We start from the raw sequence: 22,083 nt of genomic DNA, 5'->3' as shown, positions 1-22,083 counted from the left end.
AGCCTTGCCGGCAATCAATCCATCAGGGAGCAACGCAAGGTGGCCGCATCGCGCCAGGACAACACCGCCCAGACGGCTGCACTGGACTACGACGTCATCATCATCGGGGCCGGCCTGTCCGGCATGTACCAGCTCTACCGGCTGCGTGAGCTCGGCCTCAAGACACGCGTGTTCGAGGCCGGCACCGGCGTCGGCGGCACCTGGTACTGGAACCGCTATCCCGGCGCACGTTTCGATTCCGAGAGCTATTCCTACGGCTACTCGTTCTCGAAGGAGCTGCTCGAGGAATGGGAGTGGTCGGAGCATTTCGCCGGCCAGCCCGAGACCTTGCGCTACTGCAACTATGTCGCCGACAAGTTCGACCTGCGCCGCGACATCCAGTTCGAGAGCCGCGTCGCGTCCGCGATCTACCAGGACGACACGCGAAGCTGGCGGGTCACACTCGAAAGTGGCGCGCAGCACTCCTGCCGCTTCCTGATCACCGCGATCGGCCCGTTGTCGACGCCGACCCTGCCGCGCATCGAGGGCCGCGACGATTTCAGGGGCCAATCGTTCCACACCGCGCGCTGGCCGAAGGAGAAGGTGGATTTCACCGGCAAGCGCGTCGCCGTGATCGGCACCGGCGCGACCGGCATCCAGACCATCCAGACCATCGCCGGCGAGGTCGGGCATCTCACCGTGTTCCAGCGCACCGCCAACTGGGCGGCGCCGCTGCACAACGGCAAGATCGACGCCGAGACGCAAGTCAGGATCAAGGCCGGCTATCCCGAGATCTTCGCGCGCTGCAAGGAGACCTTCGCCTGCTTCGTGCATACGCCCGATCCGCGCGGCGCGTTCGAGGTGAGCGAGGCGGAGCGCGAGGCGTTCTACGAGAAGCTCTATGGCGAGCGCGGGTTTGGCATCTGGCAAGGCAACTTCAAGGATATCCTGATCGACCGCGCGGCGAATGCGACGATCAGCGATTTCGTCGCGCGCAAGATCCGTCAGCGCGTGAAGAACCAGGCGGTCGCCGAGATGCTGATCCCGAAGAACCACGGCTTCGGCACGCGGCGGCTGCCGCTCGAGACCTTCTATTACGAGGTCTACAACCGCGACAATGTCGAGCTGGTCGATATCAAGGAGACGCCGATCGAGCGGATCACGCCCGAGGGCATCCGGACGACCGACAAGGACTACGCCTTCGACATCATCATCTACGCCACCGGCTTCGATGCCATCACCGGCAGCTTCGACAAGATCGATTTCCGCGGCGCGCACGGTACGCGGCTGAAGGAGAAATGGACGCACGGCCCGGAAACCTATCTCGGGCTGATGGTCGACGGCTTCCCCAACATGATGATGCTGATGGGCCCGCACACCGCGCTCGGCAACATCCCGCGCAGCATTGAATACAGCGTGGATTGGGTCACCGGGCTGATCCGCTTTGCGCAGGAGAGAGACCTGACCTTCCTCGACGCCACGCCTGAAGGCACCGCCGACTGGACCGAGCATGTCAAGGCGCTCGGCGTCGGCCTGCTGTCCAACGAGGTCGATTCCTGGATGACCGGCATCAACCGCAACGTCGAGGGCAAGCAAACCCGCATCGTCGCCCGCTACAGCGGCAGCGCCCCGGCATATCGCGCGCGATGCGACGAGGTGGCGGCGAAGGGGTATGCGGAGTTGCGGTTGGGGTAACTCTCTCAATGACGCGAGACGCCCGCCCACCCGCCGCCGTCGTCCCGGCGAAAGCCCATAGGCGCTAAGATAGTTTGATCATAGTCTGATAGTGGCGCTTATGTCTGGGTGGCTCGCGTAGATGTCGCCGGAGAGCGTGACTGGCTCTGCAGAGTAGAGCGATTGCGGGCTGTGGAATGATCGCTTGCCGTAGCGAAGCGACGAGCTGGCGCAGCAGACGCCACGTCACTGGGTGGGTCAGGCGGCGTCGGCCAAGCGGGGAGAGTCTTCGAGTTCGTCGACGAGCGGCTCGAGCAATAGAATGATCAGCAGATGAGCGAGGATATGGGGTCTGGCGGACCGCTCGTCGGTTCCGGGAGGTCCCTTCAGGCCAATCAGGCTTTTCAGCCGCTTGAAGCCGAGCTCAATGCGCCATCGCAGCCGATAGAGGGCGAGGATATCTGCAGTCGTGAAGTCCTCTGGCCTGAGTGAGGTCACCAGGATCACCCAATCTGCGGCGTCAAGTGTTTGCCTGGAGAGCTGATGACCTCCCTTTTGTGCAGTCCGGCGCGCCTTGCGTCGCGCAGCCGCAGCAGCTTGCGCCGGCTTCTTCGCGGCAACCAGACGCACTGCGAGCGGCGGCGCACCTGACTTGCGCTTTATCCAAATCGGCCGATCGATCAGGCCACGCGCCGAGGCGTTGCGCAGTTCGGCAGTGAGGTCAACAAGATTACCTTCGGCATCGAGCCAGCGCGCGCTCTTCCAGCCGGCCCGGATCACGAAGTCTGCATCGGCATCGACGAGATGCGCCATGCGCTCCGGTTGCAGATAGGCGCGATCGGCAAGACGGATCTCACCGGCAACCGCCGGTATCCGATCCAGCGTCTCGCCCGCTCGCTGATCGGTCAGTTCGAAGTGACCAAAGCGCTCCTGCGGAAGATCGAACGCGCTATGGATACGCCACACTGCGTTCTTGTTCCTGCCGCTCGTCCCAGCCTTGGGGACCGTCGTGGCGTCAACAATACGGATCAGACGACCGCGGATCGCCTTCGGCGCCGCGTCGGCAAGCGCCTGCTCGACCAAGATTGCCAGCCAATCTCCGCACTGACGTAAGCGATACAACAGAGCCACGTTGGAGATATCGACAAGCCCAACCGACGTGGCCCATGCCGCCGTCAACCGCAGCCCTTTCTCACCAAGGCAATAAGCCAAGATCAGGCGCAGCAAGTCGACCGCATTGCTGATCTCCCGCGGACGGACAAACGCCTTCGTCTTGCGCGCGCTAATGTTCAGAGCCTCGGCTCCGCCAAGTCGGGCGACAACGCGCGCCCAATCTTTGTTCACAAGCGATTCGTGTGCCATTCCATCTTGGAATCACAAACGAATCCAAGGCGCAAATCCTATTTTAGCGCCTATGGGCGAAAGCCGGGACCCATAACCACAGGGTTGGGTTGTTGAAGGAGGCTATGGCCCCAGCACCGTGCAACAATGACCATCGGTGGTTATGGGTCCCGGCCTTCGCCGGGACGACACCGAGTTTGATGCACGATCTAACTCGCCCTACGCCACCCTACCACGCATCGATGCACGGCCGCTTGCGGTGGGTCCGCGGCTCCGGCTTCGGCACCGAGCGCAGGCCGGCCATGATCCAGTGCCTTGTGTCGGCGGGATCGATCACCTCGTCGATTTCGAGCACCGAGGCGATCGAGACCGCCTTGCCGTTGGCGTAGAGCTCGGCGACCTTGGTCTGGAAATACTTCTCGCGCTCGACCGGGTCCTCGATCGCCTCCATCTCCTTGCGGAAGCCGAGGCGGACATAGCCTTCGAGACCCATGCCGCCGAACTCGCCGGTCGGCCACGCCACCGTGAAGAACGAGGCGTGGAAGCCGCCGCCGATCATCGATTGCGCCCCTAAGCCATAGCCCTTGCGCAGCACGACGCCGAACAGCGGCACCGTGATGCTGGCGCCGGTGACGAACATCCGCGCGACATGGCGCACGATCGCGGTCTTCTCGGCCTCGGGGCCGACCATGAAGCCCGGCGTGTCGCAGAGCGAGACGATCGGGATGTCGAAGGCGTCGCACAGCTGCATGAAGCGCGCGGCCTTGTCGCCGGCCGGCGCATCGATCGCGCCGCCGAGATGCTTCGGATTGTTGGCGATCAGGCCGAACGGCTTGCCCTCGATGCGGATGAAGGCCGTGATCATGCCGACGCCGAAATCCCTGCGGATCTCCAGCACCGAGCCCTCGTCGGCGATCAGGTCGATCACGCTGCGGATGTCGTAGACGCGCAGGCGATTTTCCGGGATCGCACGGCGCAGCAGCCGCTGGTCCGGCGCCTTCCAGTCCTGCACCGCGCCCTGGAAGTAGGACAGATATTTCTGTGCCACCGTGGTCGCCTCGGCCTCGTCCTCGACCAGGATGTCGATCACGCCGTTCGGCGACTGGAACGAGACCGGGCCGACCTCGGCCGGATGGTAGACGCCGAGCCCGCCGCCCTCGATCATCGCCGGACCGCCCATGCCGATCGACGCATTTTTGGTGGCGATGATGACATCGCAGACGCCGAGCATCGCGGCATTGCCGGCGAAGCAATAGCCGGAGACCACGCCAACCATGGGCACCAGTCCGGAGAGTTTTGCGAACTGCACGAAGGACGGGCCGTCGAGGCCGGTCATGCCAAGCCGGTCGGTATCGCCGGGACGACCGCCGCCGCCCTCGGCGTAGAACACCAGCGGCATGCGCCACTGCTCGGCGAGGCCGAGCATGCGGTCGATCTTCTTGTGGTTCATATGGCCCTGGGTGCCGGCGAGCACGGTGTAGTCGTACGAGATCACCATGCAGCGCGCGCCGTCGGCGCCGAAATCCTTGGCGTTGACGGTGGCGACGCCTGATATCAGGCCGTCGGCCGGCGTGTTCTTGATGAGATCCTCGACCTTGCGGCGGCGGCGCTGCGCCGCGATCGCCAGCGACCCGAATTCGACGAACGAGCCCTCATCGACCAGCTGCGCGATGTTCTCGCGCGCGGTGCGCTGGTTGGTCTTCCGGCGGCGCTCGACCGAGGCCGGGCGGTTCTCGTCCAGCGTGATCGCCTTGCGCGCGATCAGCTCGGCGAGATCAGGCCGGATGTGATCGAGATCGATCGCGGCCTCCTCCGCCGCGTGATGGCCGTCGACCTCGGCAGGCTCGAGGAACAGGATCGGCTCGCCATGCATCAGGGTGACGCCGATGCCGCCCGCGATCCTGGTCACCCGGCCGCCATGCGGCGCCGTGACCAGATGCTCCATCTTCATCGATTCCAGCACCGCGATCTGCTGGCCGGGCCGAACCAGATCGCCCTCCGCGACCTCGATCGCCACGATCGTGCCCTGCAGCGGCGCGGGCACCGGGAGCGATCCCTCGGGGGCGGCTTCGACAGCAACGGCCTTGGTCGCAGCCGCCTCGCTCACTTCGATCAATGGTGCGGCGAGATCCTGCGCCGCGCCGACCAGCGCCGCAACATGGGTATCGATGAAGTTGGTGCTGATCTTGTTCCGCCCAAAACTCTGATGCGCCAGGATGGCGCCGAGGAACGGGATGTTGGTGGCGACGCCGCCGATCCGGAATTCACGCAAGGCGCGCGATGCCTTGTGCACCACGTCGGTCCATTTTGGACTCGGCGAATGGACGATGACTTTTGCCAGCAGCGAATCGAACGCGGCAGAGGTCCGGTAGCCGGAATAGCCGAACGTATCGACGCGAACGCCGGGGCCGGACGGCAGGTCGAAAACGGCGAGCGTGCCGCCGGTCGGTTTCGTGATGCCCTTCTCGTCCATCACCTCCATGTTGACGCGGAGCTGCATGGCGTAGCCGCGCGGCAGCGGTACCGCTGATTGCGCGAGGCCGAGCGAGGCCAGCGTGGCGCCGGCCGCGACCGCGAGCTGCGCGCGCACGAGGTCGACGTCGAGCACCTCCTCGGTGACGGTGTGCTCGACCTGGAGCCGTGGGTTGGCCTCGATGAAGGCGAAGGCACCCTCGCCTTCGCCGGCTTCGTCATCGACCAGGAATTCGAAGGTGCCGAGATTGTCGTAGCGCGCAGCCGTGGCAAGCTGCTTCGCCGCCTCGATGATGCGCGCGCGCATTCCCTCGCTCAGCGACGGGCTCGGCGCCACCTCGATGAGCTTCTGGTTGCGGCGCTGGATGGTGCATTCGCGCTCCCAGAGATGGCTGATGACGCCGTGACGGTCGCCGATGATCTGCACCTCGATATGGCGCGCCTTGCGGATCAGCCGTTCGACATAAACCGCATCGTTGCCGAACGCCGCCTTGGCCTCCGACTGGCAGCGCGCATAGGCCTCGTCGAGCTTGGCGGCATCCTCGACCACCCGCATGCCGCGCCCACCGCCGCCGGCGATCGCCTTGATCATCACGGCGGCGCCGGCGCCGAGCGCGGCGAAGAACGCCTTTGCCTCGTCGAGACTGGTCGCGCCTGATGTGCCGGCAATGATCGGGACGCCGCATTTTTTCGCCAGCGCCTTTGCCTTGGCCTTGTCGCCGAACAGATCGAGCGCCTCTGGCGACGGGCCGACGAAGGTGATCTTCTCCTCGGCACAGCGCCGCGCCAATTGGGTGTTCTCGCTGAGGAAGCCGTAGCCTGGATGCAACGCGTCGCAGCCCGCGGCCTTGGCCGCCGCAACCACCGCCTCGATGTCGAGATAGGCTCGCGCGCCGCGGCCGGGGATCTCGCGCGCCTCGTCGGCGGATCGGACATGCAGCGAGGCGGCATCGTCGGCGGGATAGATCGCGACGGTCGCGATGCCGCTGTCGGCAGCGGCGCGGGCAATCCGGATCGCGATCTCACCGCGGTTGGCAATCAGCAATTTCTTGAAGGACATGATCGGTTCCGTAAGTTTGCTACCTCGCCCCGCCTGCGGGGAGAGGTGAAGAAATCGTGCGTGACCGGCCGACGTCTCACAGTCAGCGATCCTTCATGGTCGGATCGAGCACGACACGCAAGGATTCCCCGAGCGCATTGAACGCCAGGGAGACGACGAGAATGGCAAGACCCGGCGCATACATCTGCTCCGGGGCGATTTCCATGTATTGATAGGCGCGCGCCAGCATGGCGCCCCAGCTCGGGTCCGGCGGCTGGATGCCGAGGCCGAGGAACGACAGGCTGGCTTCGGCCAAGAGGGCAGCGGCGAGCAAGAGCGTCACTTGCACGATGACCGGCTGCAGCGTGTTCGGCAGCACGTGCCGCCACAGCACATGCCATGTCGGCGCGCCGAAGCCTCTGGAGGCATCGACATAGAGCTCCTGCCGCACGATCAGCGTGCGGGCGCGGACGATGCGCGCCAGCGCCGGAAACATCGTGATGCCGACCGCGATCATGCCGTTGGTCAGCCCGATGCCGAGCGCGCCGGTGACCGCGATCGCCAGCACGATGGCGGGGAACGACAGGAAGGTGTCGATGATGCGGCTGATGATGTCGTCGATCCAGCCGCCGAAATAGCCGGCGATGAGGCCGACCGGCAGCCCGATCAGGACCGCAACGCCGACCGCAAGCAGGCTGGCGTAGACGGTGGCCGGCGCGCCGTAGATCAAACGCGAGAAGATGTCGCGGCCGAGGTCGTCGGTGCCGAGCAGATGGGCCGGCCCCGGCGGCGCCAGCATGTTGTTGACGTCCTGCGCGGTCGGCGCATAGGGCGCGATCCAGGGCGCGCCGATCGCGACGACGACGAGCACCACGAGCACCAGGATCGACAGCGCGGCGCGGAGGTCGCCGGCGAGCCAGCGCGCGAATCGCCGCAGCCGCGTCGGCCGCGCCGGTGCCTTCAGGGGTGCAAGCGCCACCTCGGTCATTGCTCGATCCTCGGATCGACCGCGGCGCAGAGCAAATCGGTGATCAGGTTCACCGCGATCACAACCACCACCATGGTGAAGACGACGCCTTGCACGATCGGGAAATCGCGCTGGATCGCGCCGCGCACGATCAGGCTGCCCAGGCCGGGAATGGCGAACACCGCCTCGATCACCACGGTCGCCGCCAGCATGCGGTTGACCAAAAGGCTGATGATGGTGAGCAGATTGACGCCGACATTCTTCAGGCCGTGCTGCCAGAGGATGCGGGACATCGACAGCCCCTTGGCATGCAGCGTGCGGACATATTGCGACGACAGCACCTCCAGCAGCGCCCCGCGCAGCTGGCGCGCGACCTCGGCCATACCGTAGGCCGCGATCGCGATGCCAGGCAGCAGCGCATGCCTGATCGCATCGACCGGCGAGGCGCTGAAGGATTTTGCGCCGGTCGCCGGCAGCCAGTTCAGCTTCAGCGAGAATTCCGCCACCAGGATCATCGCGAGCCAGAAGCCGGGCACCGCGACGCCGAGCGACGCCAGCATGCTGATCAGCTTGTCGATCCAGCCGTTCGGCTTGATCGCGGCCATCACGCCCATCGGGATGCCGGTGACCAGCGCCAGCGCCAGCGCGATCACGACGATCAGCAGCGTGTTCGGAAACGCGCGCCCGATCGAGTCCGCGACCTTCTCGCCGGTCAATAGCGATTGCGAGAGATCGCCTTGCGCGACATTGCCGAGCCAGGCGCCGTATTGCACCAGGAACGGGCGGTCGAGGCCGTAGATCTTCCTGATCTCGGTGATCCGCGCGTCGGTCGCGTTGTCGCCCGCCAGCGTCACGGCGATGTCGCCGGGCACCAGCTTGAGCAGCGCGAACACCATGAAGGTCGCGAGCAGGATCACGGGCAGCGCCTGCACGAGGCGGCTGCCGACGACCTTGACCGGTGACCGCCGCGCCATCGCCTAACTCCCGAGCCAAACGTCGTCGTATTTCGGCTTGCCAAGCAGGTTCGGCCGATAGCCCTGCACCTTCTTGTTCATGGCGACCAGCTCGAACTGGAACGCCAGCGGCGCGACAAAGGCGTTCTCCATCACCAGCCGCTGCACGGTGGAAAACGCCTTGCGCCTGGTGTCGATGTCCTCCGAGGCGCGCGATTCCTTGATCGCGGCCTCGAGCTCGGCCGGCACCGGCGCGCGGCCGCCATTGTAATAGGCGTCCTTGGTGAACATCAGCGAATAGGTCAGGCTCGGGTCGGGCCGGCCGGTCCAGGCCGAGAGCAGCCCTGCCCCCTTCTTCTCCGGACCGAAGAAGGCCGCGGAAGCTTCCGCGATCGGGGCGTTGACGAAGCGCACGCCGATGCCGGCCTTGCGCAATTGCTCGATCAGGATCTCCTGACGCTGCACCGAATCCTGGTCCGGATAGCCGCCGAGCTCGATCTGGGTACCCTCCTTGAAGCCGGCCTCGGCGAGCAGCTTGCGCGCTCGGTCGGGATCATAAGGATAGAGTTTTGCGACCTCCGCGTCGTATGCCCAATGCGCCTTCGGCAGGTTCATGTAGGCGGGCTCCGCAAGACCTGCGAGCGCGGCCTTGACGAAGGACTCGCGATCGATCGCGAAGTTGAGCGCCTGACGGACCTTGAGATTGTCGAACGGCGGCTTGGCCCAGTTGAGGAAGATCTGAAGCACGTACAGCGTCGGGCCATGCACCACCTTGACGCTCGAGGCGCGCTCGATGATCACCTTCTGCCGCGGCGGCAGCTGGTAGATCAGATCGTTCTGCCCGGCGGTGACCGAGCGGGCGCCGGTGGTGAGCTCGGGAATGATCGAGATCTCGATGGCGTCAGGAAGCGGCCGCTCCGGCTTCCAGTATTTCTCGTTGCGCTTGACCACGATCTTCTCGCCGTCGGCCCAGCTGACGAACGAATAGGCGCCGGCGCCGACCGGCTTGCGCGTCACGACGCCGCCCTCGGCCGCCTTCAGCGCCGTCGGCGACACCATCATGCCCGCGCGGTCGGAGAGAATCCCGGGCAGCGCGGTATCGGGTGTCTTCAGCTTCAACGTCACCTGCTGCGGGCCAGTGACCTCGACCGCGGCGACGGAGAGCAGGTCGGCCTTGATGTTCGACTTCGCATCGCTGCGGTTGCGCTCGAGATTGAACTTGACCGCTTCCGCATCGAGCGGCGTGCCGTCATGGAAGGTGACGCCGGCGCGGATGTTGAGCACCAGCGTGGTGGGGTCGGTGAACTTCCAGCTTTCGGCAAGGCCGGGCTTCGGCTTCAGCGTGTCGAATTCCCATTCGGTCAACGTATCGTACATCGTGAACAGGAAGGCGTGGTCGGAGCCGGCGCCGCCGGTCGCCGGATCGAGGCTCGACGGATTGGCCGGCGCCGAGATGCGCAAGGTGCCGCCCTTCTTCGGCGCGCCTTCCGCAAACGCACGGCCGCTGAGCGTGGTGCTGGCCAATGCGCCCGAGATCAGCGCCATGGCCTCGCGTCGTGTCGTCATTGTCATGGCGTCGTCTCCGGTTGTGAGTTCGGCGAAAAATTCAGGCGGTCGGCGAAATGGCAGGCCACCCAGTGATCGGGCTTCAGCTCGCGCCACTCCGGCACGCGGTCGGTGCAGAGCGGCTGCGCGTGCGGGCAGCGGGTACGGAAGCGGCAGCCCGAGGGCGGATGGATCGGGCTCGGCACCTCGCCCTGCAGGACGATGCGGCTCTCCTGCCGCATCGTGGATGGCAGCGGCCGCGGCTCGGCTGACAGCAGCGCGATCGTGTAGGGATGCAGCGGGCGCTCGGCGACCTCCTCGGTCGGCCCGAGCTCGACGAACTGGCCGAGATACATCACCGCGACGCGCTCGCTGATATGCGAGACCACGGCGAGATCATGGGTGATGAAGACGTAGGTCAGCCCGAGGTCGCGCTGCAGATCGGCAAACAGATTGAGCACGTCGCCGCGGATCGACATGTCGAGCGCGGCCACCACCTCGTCGCAGACGATCAGTTTGGGTTTGAGCGTCAGCGCGCGGGCGATCACGACGCGCTGCTTCTGGCCGCCGGACAGCTGATGCGGGTAGCGCGCACCGAACTCCTGCGGCAGGCCGACGCGCTCCAGCGCCTCCCGCGCCTGCCGCTCGCGCTCGGCACGGCTGCCGACACGTGCGAGCTCCAGCGGCTCCAGCACCGAGGCCAGAATGGTCATGCGCGGATTGAGCGCGGCGTTCGGGTCCTGGAAGATGATCTGGTAGTCGCGGCGATGGTTTTGAAACTCCCGGCGTGGCAGCGCCGTTGGATCGATGCCGTCATGCAGGATGGCGCCGGCGCTGGGATTGAGCAGGAACACCAGCGCGCGGCCGATCGTGGTCTTGCCCGAACCGGACTCCCCGATGATGCCGAAGGTCTCGCCGCGGCGGACGTCGAAATTGACGCCGTCGACCGCCTTCACGGTGGCGCGGCGGTCCGAGGTCTGGAAGCGGACCTGAAGGTCTCGCACCGAGACGATGGCATCGCGGCGGGGCTCGGCACCGGCTGTGGTCATTGCGTCGCGACCTTCGCAGCAGCCGGCGCGCCAGGCGGATGCAGCGCGCCCGGCAGATTGAGCTCGGCAAAGCGCCAGCAACGCACCCTTCTGCCGCCGCCGGCATCCTGCAGCTTCTGCCCGGCCTCGCAACCTTTGGCCGCATGCGCGCAGCGGGCCCGGAAGCGGCAGCCATTCGGCATCTCCGCGATCGACGGCACCCGGCCCGGGATCGACGGCAGGCGGCCGTGGCGCGGGCTCAAATGCGGCAGCGAGCGCAACAGTCCGGACGTGTAGGGATGCAGCGGCCGCACCAGCGCCTCGTCGACGGTAGCGTCCTCGATCACCTCGCCGGCATACATCGTGATCATCCGCGTGCAGGTCTCGGCGACGACGCCGAGATCGTGGGTGATCAGCATCAGCGCGGTCTTCGAGGTCTCGCTGATGTCGCGCAGCAGCTCGAGGATCTGCGCCTGCACGGTGACGTCGAGCGCGGTGGTCGGCTCGTCCGCGATCAGAAGCTGCGGCCCGCAGATCAAGCTCGCCGCGATCATCACGCGCTGGCGCATGCCGCCGGACAGCTGGTGCGGATAATCGTCGATCCGCCGCTCGGGCGAGGCGATGCCGACGCGGCGGAGCATCTCCAGCGTTTTGGCGCGCGCCTCCTCATGGGAAACATCGGTGTGGACGCGCAGCGTCTCGGCGATCTGGTGGCCGACGGTGAAGACCGGGTCCAGCGCGCTCATCGGCTCCTGGAAGATCATCGCGATCCGCTTGCCCCGGATCGCGCGCATCTGCCGCGCGCTGCAGGAAGCGAGATCGACGCCGTCGAACAGGATCTTGCCGTCGAGGCCGGCAAAATTGCCCGGCAACAGCCGCAGGATCGACAGGCCGGTGATGGTCTTGCCGCAGCCGCTCTCGCCGACGATGCCGACGCGCTCGCCGGGCGCGATGTCGAAGTCGATGCGGCGCGTCGCCTGCCAGACGCCCTGCGCAGTCTTAAAGCGGATGCCGAGCCCGCGCACGGACAGCAGCGGCCGCGCGACCTCGCGCGCCCCCTCCGCCCTGCGCTGTGCCGGCTGGTCTGCCTCCATCAGCCCGCCGCCCGCTTCTTCTCTTTCACCAGCTGCTCCTCCATCAGCATCTCGGTGCCGATGATGCCCTCGCGGGTGAGCTCATCGAGCTCGGCGTCGGAAAGCCCGAGCATGCCGCCGAGGATCTCGCGGTTGTGCTCGCCGAGCGTCGGCGGCACCGAGCGGATCGCGAACGGCACATCGCTCTCGCGAAACGGCATCGATGGCTGCGGATGTCGTCCGATGAACGCGCGGTCGACATGCTGGATGAAGCCGCGCGCGTGGAGCTGCGGATCCTCCAGGAGATCGATCGGCAGCCGCGCCACGCCGGAGGCAACGCCGGCAGATTGCAGCGCGGTCATCGCCGCATCGGCATCGCGCGCCGCGGTCCAAGCCGTGATCGCAGCCTCGATCTCGGCCTCGATGGCGCGGCGGCCCGCGGCCGTCTTGAGTGCCGCGTCCGCTGCCCAATCCTCGCGGCCGAGCAGCCGGGCGAGCTTCGGCCACATCGCGTCGTCGGACGCCGCGACGACGATCCAGTTGTCTTCTCCGGCGCAGCGAAAGCAGCCATGCGGCACGAAATCGGGATGGCGGTTGCCGTATTTGGTCGGCGGCTCGCAACTGGTCGAATGCGCGACGATCCAGGGCGCGGCGAACGGCATCATGCATTCGATCTGGGCGAGATCGATGAACTGCCCCTGTCCCGTCAGTTTGGCGTGGATCAGCGCGGTCAGCACCGCGGCGGCGCCGTTGAGCCCGCCGACGGCGTCGCCGAACGCGGTATGGCTCATGACCGGCGGACCATCGGGATCGCCGACCACGCTGGGCAGGCCGGAGCCCTGCTCCAGCGTCGAGCCGTAAGCGCGGCAGTCGCGATGCACGCTGCCGGCACCGAACGCCGACATCGACATCATCACCAGCTTGGGATTGATCTTGCTGAGCACGTCGTAGCCGAGGCCGAGCTTGGGCAGCACCTCGACCGAATAATTGTCGACCACGAGGTCGGCATCGGCGAGCAGGCGCTTCGCCAATTCAAGCCCCTGCGACCGGGTCAGATCGAGCGTGATGCCGCGCTTGTTGCGGTTCATGATGCAGTAGCGCACCGACTTCTCGTACATCTGCTCCAGCACATAGGCCGGACGGCGGTCGACGCCGCGCCACCAGTCCGGATACTGGGTCGCCTCGATCTTGATGACGTCGGCGCCGAGATCGGCGAGCGTGCGGGTGCAGATCGGCCCGGCCCAGCCCATCGAAAAGTCGACGACGCGGATGCCCTCGAGCGGCAAGCGATCGGTTGCAGCGGGCTTGGGCGCTGGCACGCGCGGCGCAGCCTCGCGCCTCGCCTGCTGCTCGCCGAGATCAGGCACCCGGCCCCCGCGCAGCGGCGGCGTTGCGGTCAGCCGCTGCATCGTGCCGGCGGAAAAGCCGGTCTCGTCGCCGATGGTGATCGGGACGATGGCACCGCGGGCGCGCTTCTCCTCGTCGGCGATGAGATCCGCGACCTCCGGCACCGGCACGATCGGAATCTTGCGCTTGAGCCCTTCGGCGAACCACTCCTGCGCGGTGCGCTGCTTCAGCTTCGGCAATATCCTGCCTTCGATCTCGGCCACATGGCGCAGCCGGTCGACACCCATGACCAGCGTAGGATCGTCGCGCAACTCGTTGAGCCCGAGCATCTCGCAGAACGCGCGCCATTGCGCCGGGGTCACCGTGGTGACGCCGAGCCAGCCCTGCTTGGTCTCGTAGATGCCGACTGGAAAGGTCGGCCAGAACCGGTTGACGCCGATCCGCCGCATGATGTCGCCGCGCTGGAATGCCTCGAACATGATGTATTCGGTGACCGCGATAGAGGCCTCGAACAGGCTGAGATGGTTTTCGCGCCCGCGCCCATCGTGCATGCGGCCGAGCACCGACGAAGCGGCCGCGATGAAGCCCCACAGCCCGCCCAGAATGCCGGTCTGGAAATCCGGCGCATGCATCGGCGGCCCCTGCTCCGGACCGACCAGCTTCACCAGTCCGGTCAGCGCGCGGATCGTGGAGTCCGTCGCCGCGAAATTGGCGTAGGGACCGCGATCGCCGAACCAGGCGAGGTCGAGATGGATCAGGCCGGGATGGTCCCGCCTGATCGCGTCGAGATCGATCTCGGGACAATCCGCCGCAGCGATGCCGCGCCCGTCGAGCAGGATGTCGCAGCCGGCAATCAGCTCCCGCAGGCGCGATGCCGCACCCGCATCGCGCGTGTCGAGGACGACACTCGACTTGTTGAAGTTGAGGAACGCAAACCACGCGCTCCGGCCCTTGGGCGTCAGCGGCGCGGTGCGGCGAAGCGGATCGCCGTGCCGCGGCTCGACCTTCTGCACATCGGCGCCGAAGTCGGCAAACAGCCGCGCGCAATAGCTCGTCGCCGCAGCACTTCCGATCTCGACAATCCGCAGATGCGATAACGCGCCCATCAGGCTTCCTCGCGACACATGACCAGCCGGTGACAGCGACTGATTCAGTCTTCTTGTTGGGTGAACTTGAAGCCGCGCCGACTGTGTGATGCAAGTGGAATTTTCTTCCGCTTGACGGAATTAGCGAGCGTATGACCGAAGTTGCTGCTCAGCGCGAAGCGAAGATTGTGCAGCTAATTGCAGGTGAGCTGCGCTTCGAACCAGTGTTGCACTGAGTTCGACAATCGCGGCCATGCGCGCAAGACATGCGCGTATGTGGCCGCGCTCGCGCGGGTGATGCCGCGCAGTTCCTGCTCAATGGCGGGGAGATCAACACCGAGGCACCGGCCGGCCTTGGCGACGCTGCGACCATCGACCACAAGCTCAGAGATCAGCGACGCATTGCCGCGTGCGAACAGCAGATCGAGCGGATCGGCATCGAGAATCTGATCACGCTCGAGGCGGTCGAGATCGATGCTGACGAAATCGGCCGGCGCACCGACCGCGAGCTCGCCGGTGCCCGGCGCGCCGGTGGCGCGGCGGCCGTTGCGGATCGCGAGCGTGAAGAATTCCTGAGCAGTCCATGTACGCTTGAAGCCGAGACCACCGTGCATCATCTGCACCAGCCGCATCTCGCGCAGCACGTCGTCATCCTCATCGAGCGCGAGGCCATCGACGCCGACCGCGATTGCACAGCCGCAGCCGTGCGCCGCCGCGATCGGTGCCAGCCCGGAGCGCAGATGCAGGTTGGAGGAGAAGTTGGTGACAATGCGCGCGCCCGACGCCGCGATCATCTCGAGCTCGTCGGGCCGCGCGTGGATGCAATGCGCGAGCGTCAGCCGCTCCGAGAGGAAGCCGATATCGCGGAGATAGCGCACGATGCCGCCGGGAAAATGCTGGTCGGCCCAGGTGCGCTGGTAGGTGGTCTCGAGCAAATGCATGTGGATGCGGCGGCCGGTCCGCGCCGAGTTCTCCGCGACCGCCTCCAGCAGCGGCTTCGAGCACCACTGCACCCCGGCCGGCCCAAGCTGCACATCAACCTTCGGCCCGCCGATCGCAGCCGCGATCGCGTCGGTCAGCTCGATATACGCTTTTGGCGACATCGGGGCCCGCACGAACAGCTGTTCGATCGTCTTGCGGTCATCGGCCGGAAGACCTGACAGCACCGCTTCGCTGTCGCCATAGACGATCGGGTTCTGGTCGCGCACCGCGATGGCAAAGGCGATGCGGATGCCGACATCGCCGGCGGCGCGCGCGATCGCCCTGGCTTCATCGACGAGCGGCATGGTACCGCTCGGGCGGGTGTAGTGCACCATCATCGCCGCGCAGCCGGCCTGCGCCGCGCGGGCAAACGCCGAGGCCGCGGTGAGATAGGGATCGACCGGCGTGCCGACCACCGTGCGCAGGATCCAGCTCTCCAGCGGCATGCCGACCGCGCCGAAGCTCGAGGCGCGCGGGCGGGCGTGGTCGTGGGCGTCGACGAAGGCGGGAAGGACAAGGGAACGCGGGCCTGTCGCCGGGCGCGCGGCTTCGGAAATATCGGTGATGACGCCGCCGTCGTGACGGAGCACGACGTCGTTGCGGATGTCGTGGTCAGAACCGCAGAACAGACGGGTTGCCGTGACGTCCATCGGTCCCTCCGCCGTCATTGCGAGCCACCCGGTCGGCGCGAAGCGCCGCCGAATGACAGGCTCCGCGAAGCAATCCATGCCCCCGCATGCGGAAAGATGGATTGCTTCGCCGCTTCGCTCCTCGCAATGACGAACTGCGTCAATTCGCCGTATACACCAGCTCCCGCTCCGCGCGCGGCGGCAGGAATTCCCGCGAAAACACTTCGGCCGGGGCCGGCGTGCGGGTGAGCTGGTAGCCTTCGACGATGAAGCCGATGGCGCGCGCCATGCGGTCGTCCTTGACGTCGCCGATGCCGATGTCCTTCATCTCCGGCGAGACGATCAGCTTCTCGAAGGAATATTGCAGCCGGCGCTTCTCGACATCGACATTGATCAGATTGTCATAGTTCAGCGCCGCCTTCATGGCCGCGTTCTGGTCCTTGGCGACCGCGACCGCGCCCTTGTTGATGGCGCGCACCAGACCGGCCACCGCCTTCGGGTTCGAGGCGATCAGCTTGCGCGAGACCATCACGCCGTTGGAATAGAGGTCGAGCCCGTAATCGCCGAACGAGAACCATTTGAAGTCCTTGTCGGGGTCCTGGCGGTTCAGCACCAGGTTGAAATAGCTCGTGATGTTGAACACCAGCGCGGCGTCGATGTCGCCCTTGATCAGCATCGGCTCCTGCAGGTTCGGCGCCATGTTGGAGACCTTGATCTTCTCGCCATCGAGCCCGTTCTTGTGCACGAACACCGGCAACAGCCGCGTGGTCGGCGTCCCCTGCGCGCCGCCGAGCGTGTGGCCCTCGAAATCCTTGATCGTCTTGATGCCGCTCGAGTTCTTGGCGACGATCGCGAATGGCGGCTGGTTCCACATCATGTAGACCATGACCGGCGCATCCTGCGGCTTGGTCGCGGCGTTCTGGATGATCGCATTGACGTCGCCGAAGCCGGCGTCATAGGCGCCCGACATGATGCGCGTCACGGTCGCGCCGGAGCCCTCGCCCTGGTCGATCACGACGTTGAGGCCTTCCTCTTTGAAGTAGCCGTTGTCCTTGGCGTAGAAGAATGCGGCGTCCGAGCCTTGCGTCTTCCAGCCCAGCGTGAACTTGATGGTGGTTTCCTCGGCGCGCGCGGGAGCGGCGATCAGGGCCAATCCCAACAGCGCGGCGCTTACTTTTCTCAGCATCGAGATCTCCTTAAGCTTCATTGCTTGACGGTTGACGAAGTGTCTCAAGTGGCGATGACATTGTCCTTGCGTGTCGCCCAGCCGGTGACCTGGCCCTCGATCAGCGAGAACAGGACGTAGAGCGCGACGCCGAGACCGGCGAGCACGAACAGCCCGGCGAACACCAGCGGCACGTTGAAATTGGAGGACGCCGTCATCATGACGTTGCCGATGCCGCGGTTTGAGGCGACGGTTTCCGACAGCACCGCGCCGACGAAGGCGTAGGAGACCGCGACCTTCAGCGAGGCGAAGAAGAACGGCATCGTCCTCGGCAGGCCGACATTCCAGAGGATGTCGAACTTGCTGGCGCCGAGTGCCTTCAGCACGTCCTCGAGCTCGGGTTCGGTGGTGGCAAGACCGGTGGCGATATTGACGACGATCGGGAAGAAGCAGATCGACAACGAGGTCAACACCGCCGGCACGGTACCGGAGCCGAACCACAGCACGAAGATCGGCACCACGGCGACCTTCGGGATCGACGAGAAGCCGACCAGCAGCGGATAACAGGTGTCGTAGGCGGTTTTTGACACCCCGATCACGGCACCGAGCGCGACGCCGAGCGCCACGCCGAGCACGAACCCGATCATGGTGGTGACCAGGGTCTGCACGATGTGCGGCCACAGGATCGGGAATTTCTCGAACAGCGTGACGAAGATCTGCGACGGCCGCGGCAACACGAGGTCCGACATCCCCGTCATCAGGCAGAACAATTCCCAGGCGACGAAGAACAGCACGATCAGGGCGGCGGACCAGGCCTTCTGCCTGATGTCTGACACGGACATGGTCAGGCTCCCTCGCGCGCCGCGCTGCGCGCATCGACGATGAAGGCGCGGAGCTTCTGGTTGAGCGCGACGAAGTCGGGCTCAAAGGTCATCGCCACGGTGCGCGGACGGGCGAAGTCGACCCTGGAGTCGTCGAGGATGCGGCCGGGCCGCGCGCTCATCACGCAGATACGGCTGGCGAGGAAGCCGGCCTCGCGCAGATCATGGGTGACCAGCAGCACGGTCGGCCTGTGGGTCATCCAGAGCTGCTGAAGGATTCCCCACAGCTCCTCGCGGGTGAACTGGTCGAGCGCGCCGAACGGCTCGTCGAGCAGCAGCATGCGCGGCTCGTGGATCAGCGCGCGGCACAGATTGGCGCGCTGGAGCATGCCGCCGGAGAGCTGCCACGGATAGCGGCCGCCGAACCCCTTCAGCCCGACCTGCTCGAGCAACGCATTGGCCTTGTCGCGGAACTCGGTCTTGCGCAGCTTGCGGAACTGCGAGCGGAACGGCTCGACGATCTTCAGCGGCAGCATGATGTTCTTTTCGATCGTCATCCACGGCAGCATGGTCGGGTTCTGGAACGCCATGCCGACCCGCACCGCGCGCGCCGCGACCTCGCGGCCGCCGACGATGACGACGCCGGTGGTCGGCCGCGCCAGGCCGGAAACCAGCCGCAGGATGGTGGACTTGCCGCAGCCGGACGGGCCGACCAGCGCGACGAACTCGCCGTCGGCGATCCGCAGCGTGGTTGTCGACAGTGCCGGCACGGCGCGGGCGCCGCGGCCGAAGGTGACGGAGGCGTCCGACAGCTCGATCGCGGTCGGCGCGGATCCGGCGGCCATCGGCTCGCCGGCAAATTCGGAGTTTGGTTGCATGCGCATCACGAGCAAAGTGCATGCAAGCCGGATGCCAGCGGCAGCCGCGTTGAAAATCAAGGAGATCGCGCGTTCCCCGCCTCAAAGGCCGGATTCCTTTTGGGCAATCCGCGGCTCAAACTGCATGCAATTCGAGCGCCCGATTGCTCTGGCGGTATGATAAAGAGGCGTTCGAAGCACCTTCGAGAGGGATTCGCGGCAATGGCGGGGCGCGCCGACAGCAGCAAGACGGCTGAATCGTCAGACAAGGTCAGCGTGATCTGCCGCGCGCTGCGGCGCGCGATCATCGAGCAGGCGCTGGAGCCCGGCGCCAAGCTGCCCGAGGATTCGCTCGGCGAGCGTTTCGGCGTCAGCCGCACCATCGCACGGCATGCGCTCGGGCAATTGGCGGCCGAAGGCCTGGTCGAGCTGCGCCGCAACCGCATCGCCGTGGTGGCGACGCCGAGCTGGCAGGAGGCGCGCGATGCTTTCGATATTCGCATCGAGCTCGAGCGGCTGGTGGTGCGGCAGCTCGCGGGCAAGCTGACCAAGGCGCAGATCGCCGAGCTGAATGCCCATGTCGACGCCGAGGATCGCGCCCGCGACGGCACCGACGCGGTGTCGATCCGGCTCGCCACCGAATTCCACATCCTGCTCGCCCACATGACGAACAGCCCGATCCTGGTGCGCTATGTCAGCGAGGTCGCCTACCGCTGCTGCCTGACGCTGTCGCTGTACAGCCGGCCGCATTCGTCGGAATGCGCGATCAACGAGCACCGCGCGATCATCGCCGCGCTGGCGAAAGGCGACGTCGACAAGGTGATGGGGCTGATGCACAGCCATCTGGATTCCGTGGCGACCCGTGCGCTGGTCGCGCCGAGCCCGCAGCGCGGCCGCGATCTGCTGGATATTCTGGCCCCCTATGCCGACGAGGCAACCGGCGAAAAGGTGGTGAAGCTGCCGAATGCGGCGCGGCGCTGATGCTCTTACCTCGCCCCGCCTGCGGGGAGAGGTCGGATCGCATCGCAGATGCGATCCGGGTGAGGGGGTACAGGTCTATCCGCGGCCGATATTCGCGGATGCAGCCCCTCACCCCGACCCTCTCCCCGCAAGAGCGGGGCGAGGGAGAAGTGGCACCGCTTCCTACGCCTCGATCCCCCGCTGCACCAGAATCCGCTCAGCGCTGTCGTTCCAGACGTCCATCTTGACGATCTGCCCGCCCCGCACCACGAAGCGGTCGACATAGCGGTTGCCTTCGAACGGCGTGCCGTCGGTCCATTCGCCGTAGAGCGTGCCGACGCTGTAGACGACGGTCTCGTCCGTGCCGGGGCAGACATCGAAGCGGTCCATCTTCTTCTTCACCCAGCGATAGCGCTTCGCGTTGAAGCCGGTCGGCCCGCGCGGATGGTCGAATTCGCGCCCGCCGGTGAAGGTGATCACCGTGCCCGGCTTCATATAGGCCGCGGCCGCATCCGGATCGGGGATCATCGACGCGGTCAGATAGGCCTCGACGATCTCGGCATGAGACATCGGGCGGGCATCGGCTTTGGCGGGTGCGGACATGGGGGCCTCCGGAGATAATCAGGACTCTACAATCTGGCCGCCAAAGTGTATGCATATTTTTTAGACAATCGAACCATAAAACTGCACACAATCTGGTGCTGCCGGATCCTGGCCGTTCCGCTAGGCTGAAACCATCCTGATGTTTGCTCGCCGATGATCGCGAAACCTGCCTTCGACCTCGTCTTCCGCAATGCCGTGACGCGCAGCTCCGCCGCCGCGGTCGATATCGGCATCGCCGGCGGCAGGATCGCCGCGATCGCGCCGCGCCTCGTGTGCGAGGCGGTCGAAGTCGACCTCAACGGCCGGCTGGCGTTGCCCGGCTTCGTCGACACCCATATCCATCTCGACAAGGCCTGCCTGCTCGGCCGCTGCGGCCACGATCACGCCAGCCTCGGCGAGGCGATCCGCGCGGTGTCGGCGATGAAGCGCGACTTCACGATCGAGGATGTCTTTGCGCGCGGCTCAAAAGTGATCGAGCGCGCGATCACGGCGGGCACCACGCGGATGCGGACGCATGTCGAGATCGACCCGAGGATCGGGCTGCGCGGCTTCGAGGCGGTCAAGGCCTTGAAACGCGACTATGCCTGGGCGCTCGACCTCTCGCTCTGCGCCTTTCCGCAAGAGGGCCTGACCAACGATCCCGGCGCCGACGAGCTCTTGGTCGCGGCGCTCAACGACGGTGCCGAGGCGGTCGGCGGCTGCCCCTATGTCGACAGCGATCCGAACGCGCATATCGCGCGCATCTTCGACCTCGCGCAGGAGTTCGACGTCGATGTCGACCTGCATCTCGATTTCGACCTCGATCCCTCCTGGTGGCACATGGAGGAGGTCTGCCGGCAGACCGAGCGGCGCAACTATCATGGGCGCGTCGCGATCGGGCACGCCACCAAACTCTCCGCGCTGCCGCCTGATCGGTTGAAGAAAGCCGGCGCTCGGCTCGCCGAGGCCGGTGTCGCGGTCACCGTGCTGCCGGCGACCGATCTCTATCTGATGGGCCGCGACGCCACCCACAACGCGCCGCGTGGGCTGACCGCCGCGCACCGGCTCGTCGCCGATGGCGTGCTGTGCTCGGTCGCGACCAACAATGTGCAAAATCCCTTCACGCCGTTCGGCGATGCTTCGCTGCTGCGGATGGCCAATCTTTACGCCAATGCGGCGCATGCCGGGATCGGCGAGTTCGACGCCTGCCTCGATCTCGTCACCGATCTGCCGGCGCGGCTGATGAACCTGAAGGATTACGGCATTGCGGTCGGCAACCCCGCCGACATCGTCGTGCTCGATACCGACAGCGGAACCAACGCCATCGCCGAGCTGCCCGACGTGCTGATGGGCTTCAAGCACGGCCGCAAGACCTTCGAACGGCAAAGGCCGACATTGTTCCGGCCTGACACCGAGATGTTTGTCCCGTCATCCTGAGGCGCGAGCTCTTGCGAGCCTCGAAGGATGCACGGCCCCGCGAGATCCATGCGGAAAGAGCCGGGCCGTCGCCCTTCGAGACGCGCGCAAGAGCGCGCTCCTCAGGGTGACGGTGAACGAAGAGGCGAGTGCCGCCTTGCCAATACGC

16 protein-coding genes are annotated in these 22,083 nt (G+C 66.0%); 3 read left to right on the top strand and 13 right to left on the bottom strand.

Annotated features, from left to right (window positions below; translation table 11 throughout):
• The first annotated feature begins 39 nt into the window (after nt 1-39).
• Nucleotides 40-1,674: a flavin-containing monooxygenase gene (locus ACVMDN_RS08355; protein WP_456835356.1), complete on the top strand. Its 1,635-nt coding sequence runs from the start codon at nt 40-42 to the stop codon at nt 1,672-1,674.
• Between the two features lie 237 nt (nt 1,675-1,911).
• Here the strand turns inward: ACVMDN_RS08355 and ACVMDN_RS08350 are convergent, their stop codons facing one another.
• The 12 genes from ACVMDN_RS08350 to ACVMDN_RS08295 all read right to left on the bottom strand — a co-directional run bounded on the left by ACVMDN_RS08350 (nt 1,912) and on the right by ACVMDN_RS08295 (nt 18,977).
• Nucleotides 1,912-2,997 carry an IS4 family transposase gene (locus tag ACVMDN_RS08350; protein ID WP_253587271.1) on the bottom strand — a complete coding sequence of 362 codons (1,086 nt, stop codon included), beginning with the start codon at nt 2,995-2,997 and terminating at the stop codon, nt 1,912-1,914.
• Nucleotides 2,998-3,223: 226 nt separating this feature from the next.
• Entirely contained in the window at nt 3,224-6,526 is a 3,303-nt protein-coding gene (locus ACVMDN_RS08345; RefSeq protein ID WP_456843633.1) for a carboxyl transferase domain-containing protein, read from the bottom strand.
• 82 nt (nt 6,527-6,608) lie between these two features.
• Entirely contained in the window at nt 6,609-7,493 is an 885-nt protein-coding gene (locus tag ACVMDN_RS08340; RefSeq protein WP_028343670.1) for an ABC transporter permease, read from the bottom strand.
• A complete protein-coding gene (locus ACVMDN_RS08335) occupies nt 7,490-8,446 on the bottom strand; it encodes an ABC transporter permease (protein ID WP_057015154.1) in 957 nt (318 codons plus the stop codon). Before ACVMDN_RS08335 ends, ACVMDN_RS08340 begins: the two co-directional genes overlap by 4 nt.
• A 3-nt stretch (nt 8,447-8,449) precedes the next feature.
• The gene (locus tag ACVMDN_RS08330; protein WP_057015153.1) at nt 8,450-9,997 is read right to left on the bottom strand and encodes an ABC transporter substrate-binding protein; all 1,548 of its coding nucleotides are present in this window, start codon (nt 9,995-9,997) and stop codon (nt 8,450-8,452) included.
• Nucleotides 9,994-11,019: an ABC transporter ATP-binding protein gene (locus tag ACVMDN_RS08325; protein ID WP_168858906.1), complete on the bottom strand. Its 1,026-nt coding sequence runs from the start codon at nt 11,017-11,019 to the stop codon at nt 9,994-9,996. The genes ACVMDN_RS08330 and ACVMDN_RS08325 overlap by 4 nt, the downstream gene beginning before the upstream one ends.
• A complete protein-coding gene (locus tag ACVMDN_RS08320; protein ID WP_168858907.1) occupies nt 11,016-12,092 on the bottom strand; it encodes an ABC transporter ATP-binding protein in 1,077 nt (358 codons plus the stop codon). Before ACVMDN_RS08320 ends, ACVMDN_RS08325 begins: the two co-directional genes overlap by 4 nt.
• The gene (locus ACVMDN_RS08315; RefSeq protein ID WP_168858908.1) at nt 12,092-14,524 is read right to left on the bottom strand and encodes a CaiB/BaiF CoA transferase family protein; all 2,433 of its coding nucleotides are present in this window, start codon (nt 14,522-14,524) and stop codon (nt 12,092-12,094) included. Before ACVMDN_RS08315 ends, ACVMDN_RS08320 begins: the two co-directional genes overlap by 1 nt.
• Nucleotides 14,525-14,697: 173 nt before the next feature.
• A complete protein-coding gene (locus tag ACVMDN_RS08310) occupies nt 14,698-16,134 on the bottom strand; it encodes an amidohydrolase family protein (RefSeq protein WP_168858909.1) in 1,437 nt (478 codons plus the stop codon).
• Nucleotides 16,135-16,273: 139 nt separating this feature from the next.
• Nucleotides 16,274-17,299 (bottom strand): ABC transporter substrate-binding protein, encoded by a 1,026-nt coding sequence (locus ACVMDN_RS08305; RefSeq protein WP_168858910.1) that lies wholly within the window; start codon nt 17,297-17,299, stop codon nt 16,274-16,276.
• A 44-nt stretch (nt 17,300-17,343) separates the two neighbouring features.
• Nucleotides 17,344-18,120, bottom strand: coding sequence for an ABC transporter permease (locus tag ACVMDN_RS08300; protein WP_050425957.1), 777 nt, complete (start codon nt 18,118-18,120; stop codon nt 17,344-17,346).
• Nucleotides 18,121-18,122: 2 nt separating this feature from the next.
• Nucleotides 18,123-18,977 carry an ABC transporter ATP-binding protein gene (locus tag ACVMDN_RS08295; RefSeq protein ID WP_057015161.1) on the bottom strand — a complete coding sequence of 285 codons (855 nt, stop codon included), beginning with the start codon at nt 18,975-18,977 and terminating at the stop codon, nt 18,123-18,125.
• A gap of 201 nt (nt 18,978-19,178) precedes the next feature.
• Here ACVMDN_RS08295 and ACVMDN_RS08290 point away from each other — a divergent pair, with 201 nt between their 5' ends.
• Nucleotides 19,179-19,937 (top strand): GntR family transcriptional regulator, encoded by a 759-nt coding sequence (locus tag ACVMDN_RS08290; RefSeq protein ID WP_168858912.1) that lies wholly within the window; start codon nt 19,179-19,181, stop codon nt 19,935-19,937.
• A gap of 162 nt (nt 19,938-20,099) precedes the next feature.
• Here the strand turns inward: ACVMDN_RS08290 and ACVMDN_RS08285 are convergent, their stop codons facing one another.
• Nucleotides 20,100-20,519, bottom strand: a complete 420-nt coding sequence (locus tag ACVMDN_RS08285; protein WP_168858913.1) for a nuclear transport factor 2-like protein — start codon at nt 20,517-20,519, stop codon at nt 20,100-20,102.
• Between the two features lie 153 nt (nt 20,520-20,672).
• Here ACVMDN_RS08285 and ACVMDN_RS08280 point away from each other — a divergent pair, with 153 nt between their 5' ends.
• Nucleotides 20,673-21,935, top strand: a complete 1,263-nt coding sequence (locus ACVMDN_RS08280; RefSeq protein ID WP_168858914.1) for an amidohydrolase family protein — start codon at nt 20,673-20,675, stop codon at nt 21,933-21,935.
• The last annotated feature ends 148 nt before the right edge of the window (nt 21,936-22,083 follow it).

It is taken from the genome of Bradyrhizobium sp. USDA 4510 (assembly GCF_054059095.1).
This window is presented reverse-complemented; position numbering and strand designations above follow the sequence as displayed.

Coding starts and splice junctions, on each gene's coding strand:
- ACVMDN_RS08345 (WP_456843633.1), bottom strand. CDS start 6,526: ATGTCCTTCAAGAAATTGCTGATTGCCAACCGCGGTGAGATCGCGATC.
- ACVMDN_RS08340 (WP_028343670.1), bottom strand. CDS start 7,493: ATGACCGAGGTGGCGCTTGCACCCCTGAAGGCACCGGCGCGGCCGACG.
- ACVMDN_RS08335 (WP_057015154.1), bottom strand. CDS start 8,446: ATGGCGCGGCGGTCACCGGTCAAGGTCGTCGGCAGCCGCCTCGTGCAG.
- ACVMDN_RS08330 (WP_057015153.1), bottom strand. CDS start 9,997: ATGACAATGACGACACGACGCGAGGCCATGGCGCTGATCTCGGGCGCA.
- ACVMDN_RS08325 (WP_168858906.1), bottom strand. CDS start 11,019: ATGACCACAGCCGGTGCCGAGCCCCGCCGCGATGCCATCGTCTCGGTG.
- ACVMDN_RS08320 (WP_168858907.1), bottom strand. CDS start 12,092: ATGGAGGCAGACCAGCCGGCACAGCGCAGGGCGGAGGGGGCGCGCGAG.
- ACVMDN_RS08315 (WP_168858908.1), bottom strand. CDS start 14,524: ATGGGCGCGTTATCGCATCTGCGGATTGTCGAGATCGGAAGTGCTGCG.
- ACVMDN_RS08310 (WP_168858909.1), bottom strand. CDS start 16,134: ATGGACGTCACGGCAACCCGTCTGTTCTGCGGTTCTGACCACGACATC.
- ACVMDN_RS08305 (WP_168858910.1), bottom strand. CDS start 17,299: ATGCTGAGAAAAGTAAGCGCCGCGCTGTTGGGATTGGCCCTGATCGCC.
- ACVMDN_RS08300 (WP_050425957.1), bottom strand. CDS start 18,120: ATGTCCGTGTCAGACATCAGGCAGAAGGCCTGGTCCGCCGCCCTGATC.
- ACVMDN_RS08295 (WP_057015161.1), bottom strand. CDS start 18,977: ATGCAACCAAACTCCGAATTTGCCGGCGAGCCGATGGCCGCCGGATCC.
- ACVMDN_RS08290 (WP_168858912.1), top strand. CDS start 19,179: ATGGCGGGGCGCGCCGACAGCAGCAAGACGGCTGAATCGTCAGACAAG.
- ACVMDN_RS08285 (WP_168858913.1), bottom strand. CDS start 20,519: ATGTCCGCACCCGCCAAAGCCGATGCCCGCCCGATGTCTCATGCCGAG.
- ACVMDN_RS08280 (WP_168858914.1), top strand. CDS start 20,673: ATGATCGCGAAACCTGCCTTCGACCTCGTCTTCCGCAATGCCGTGACG.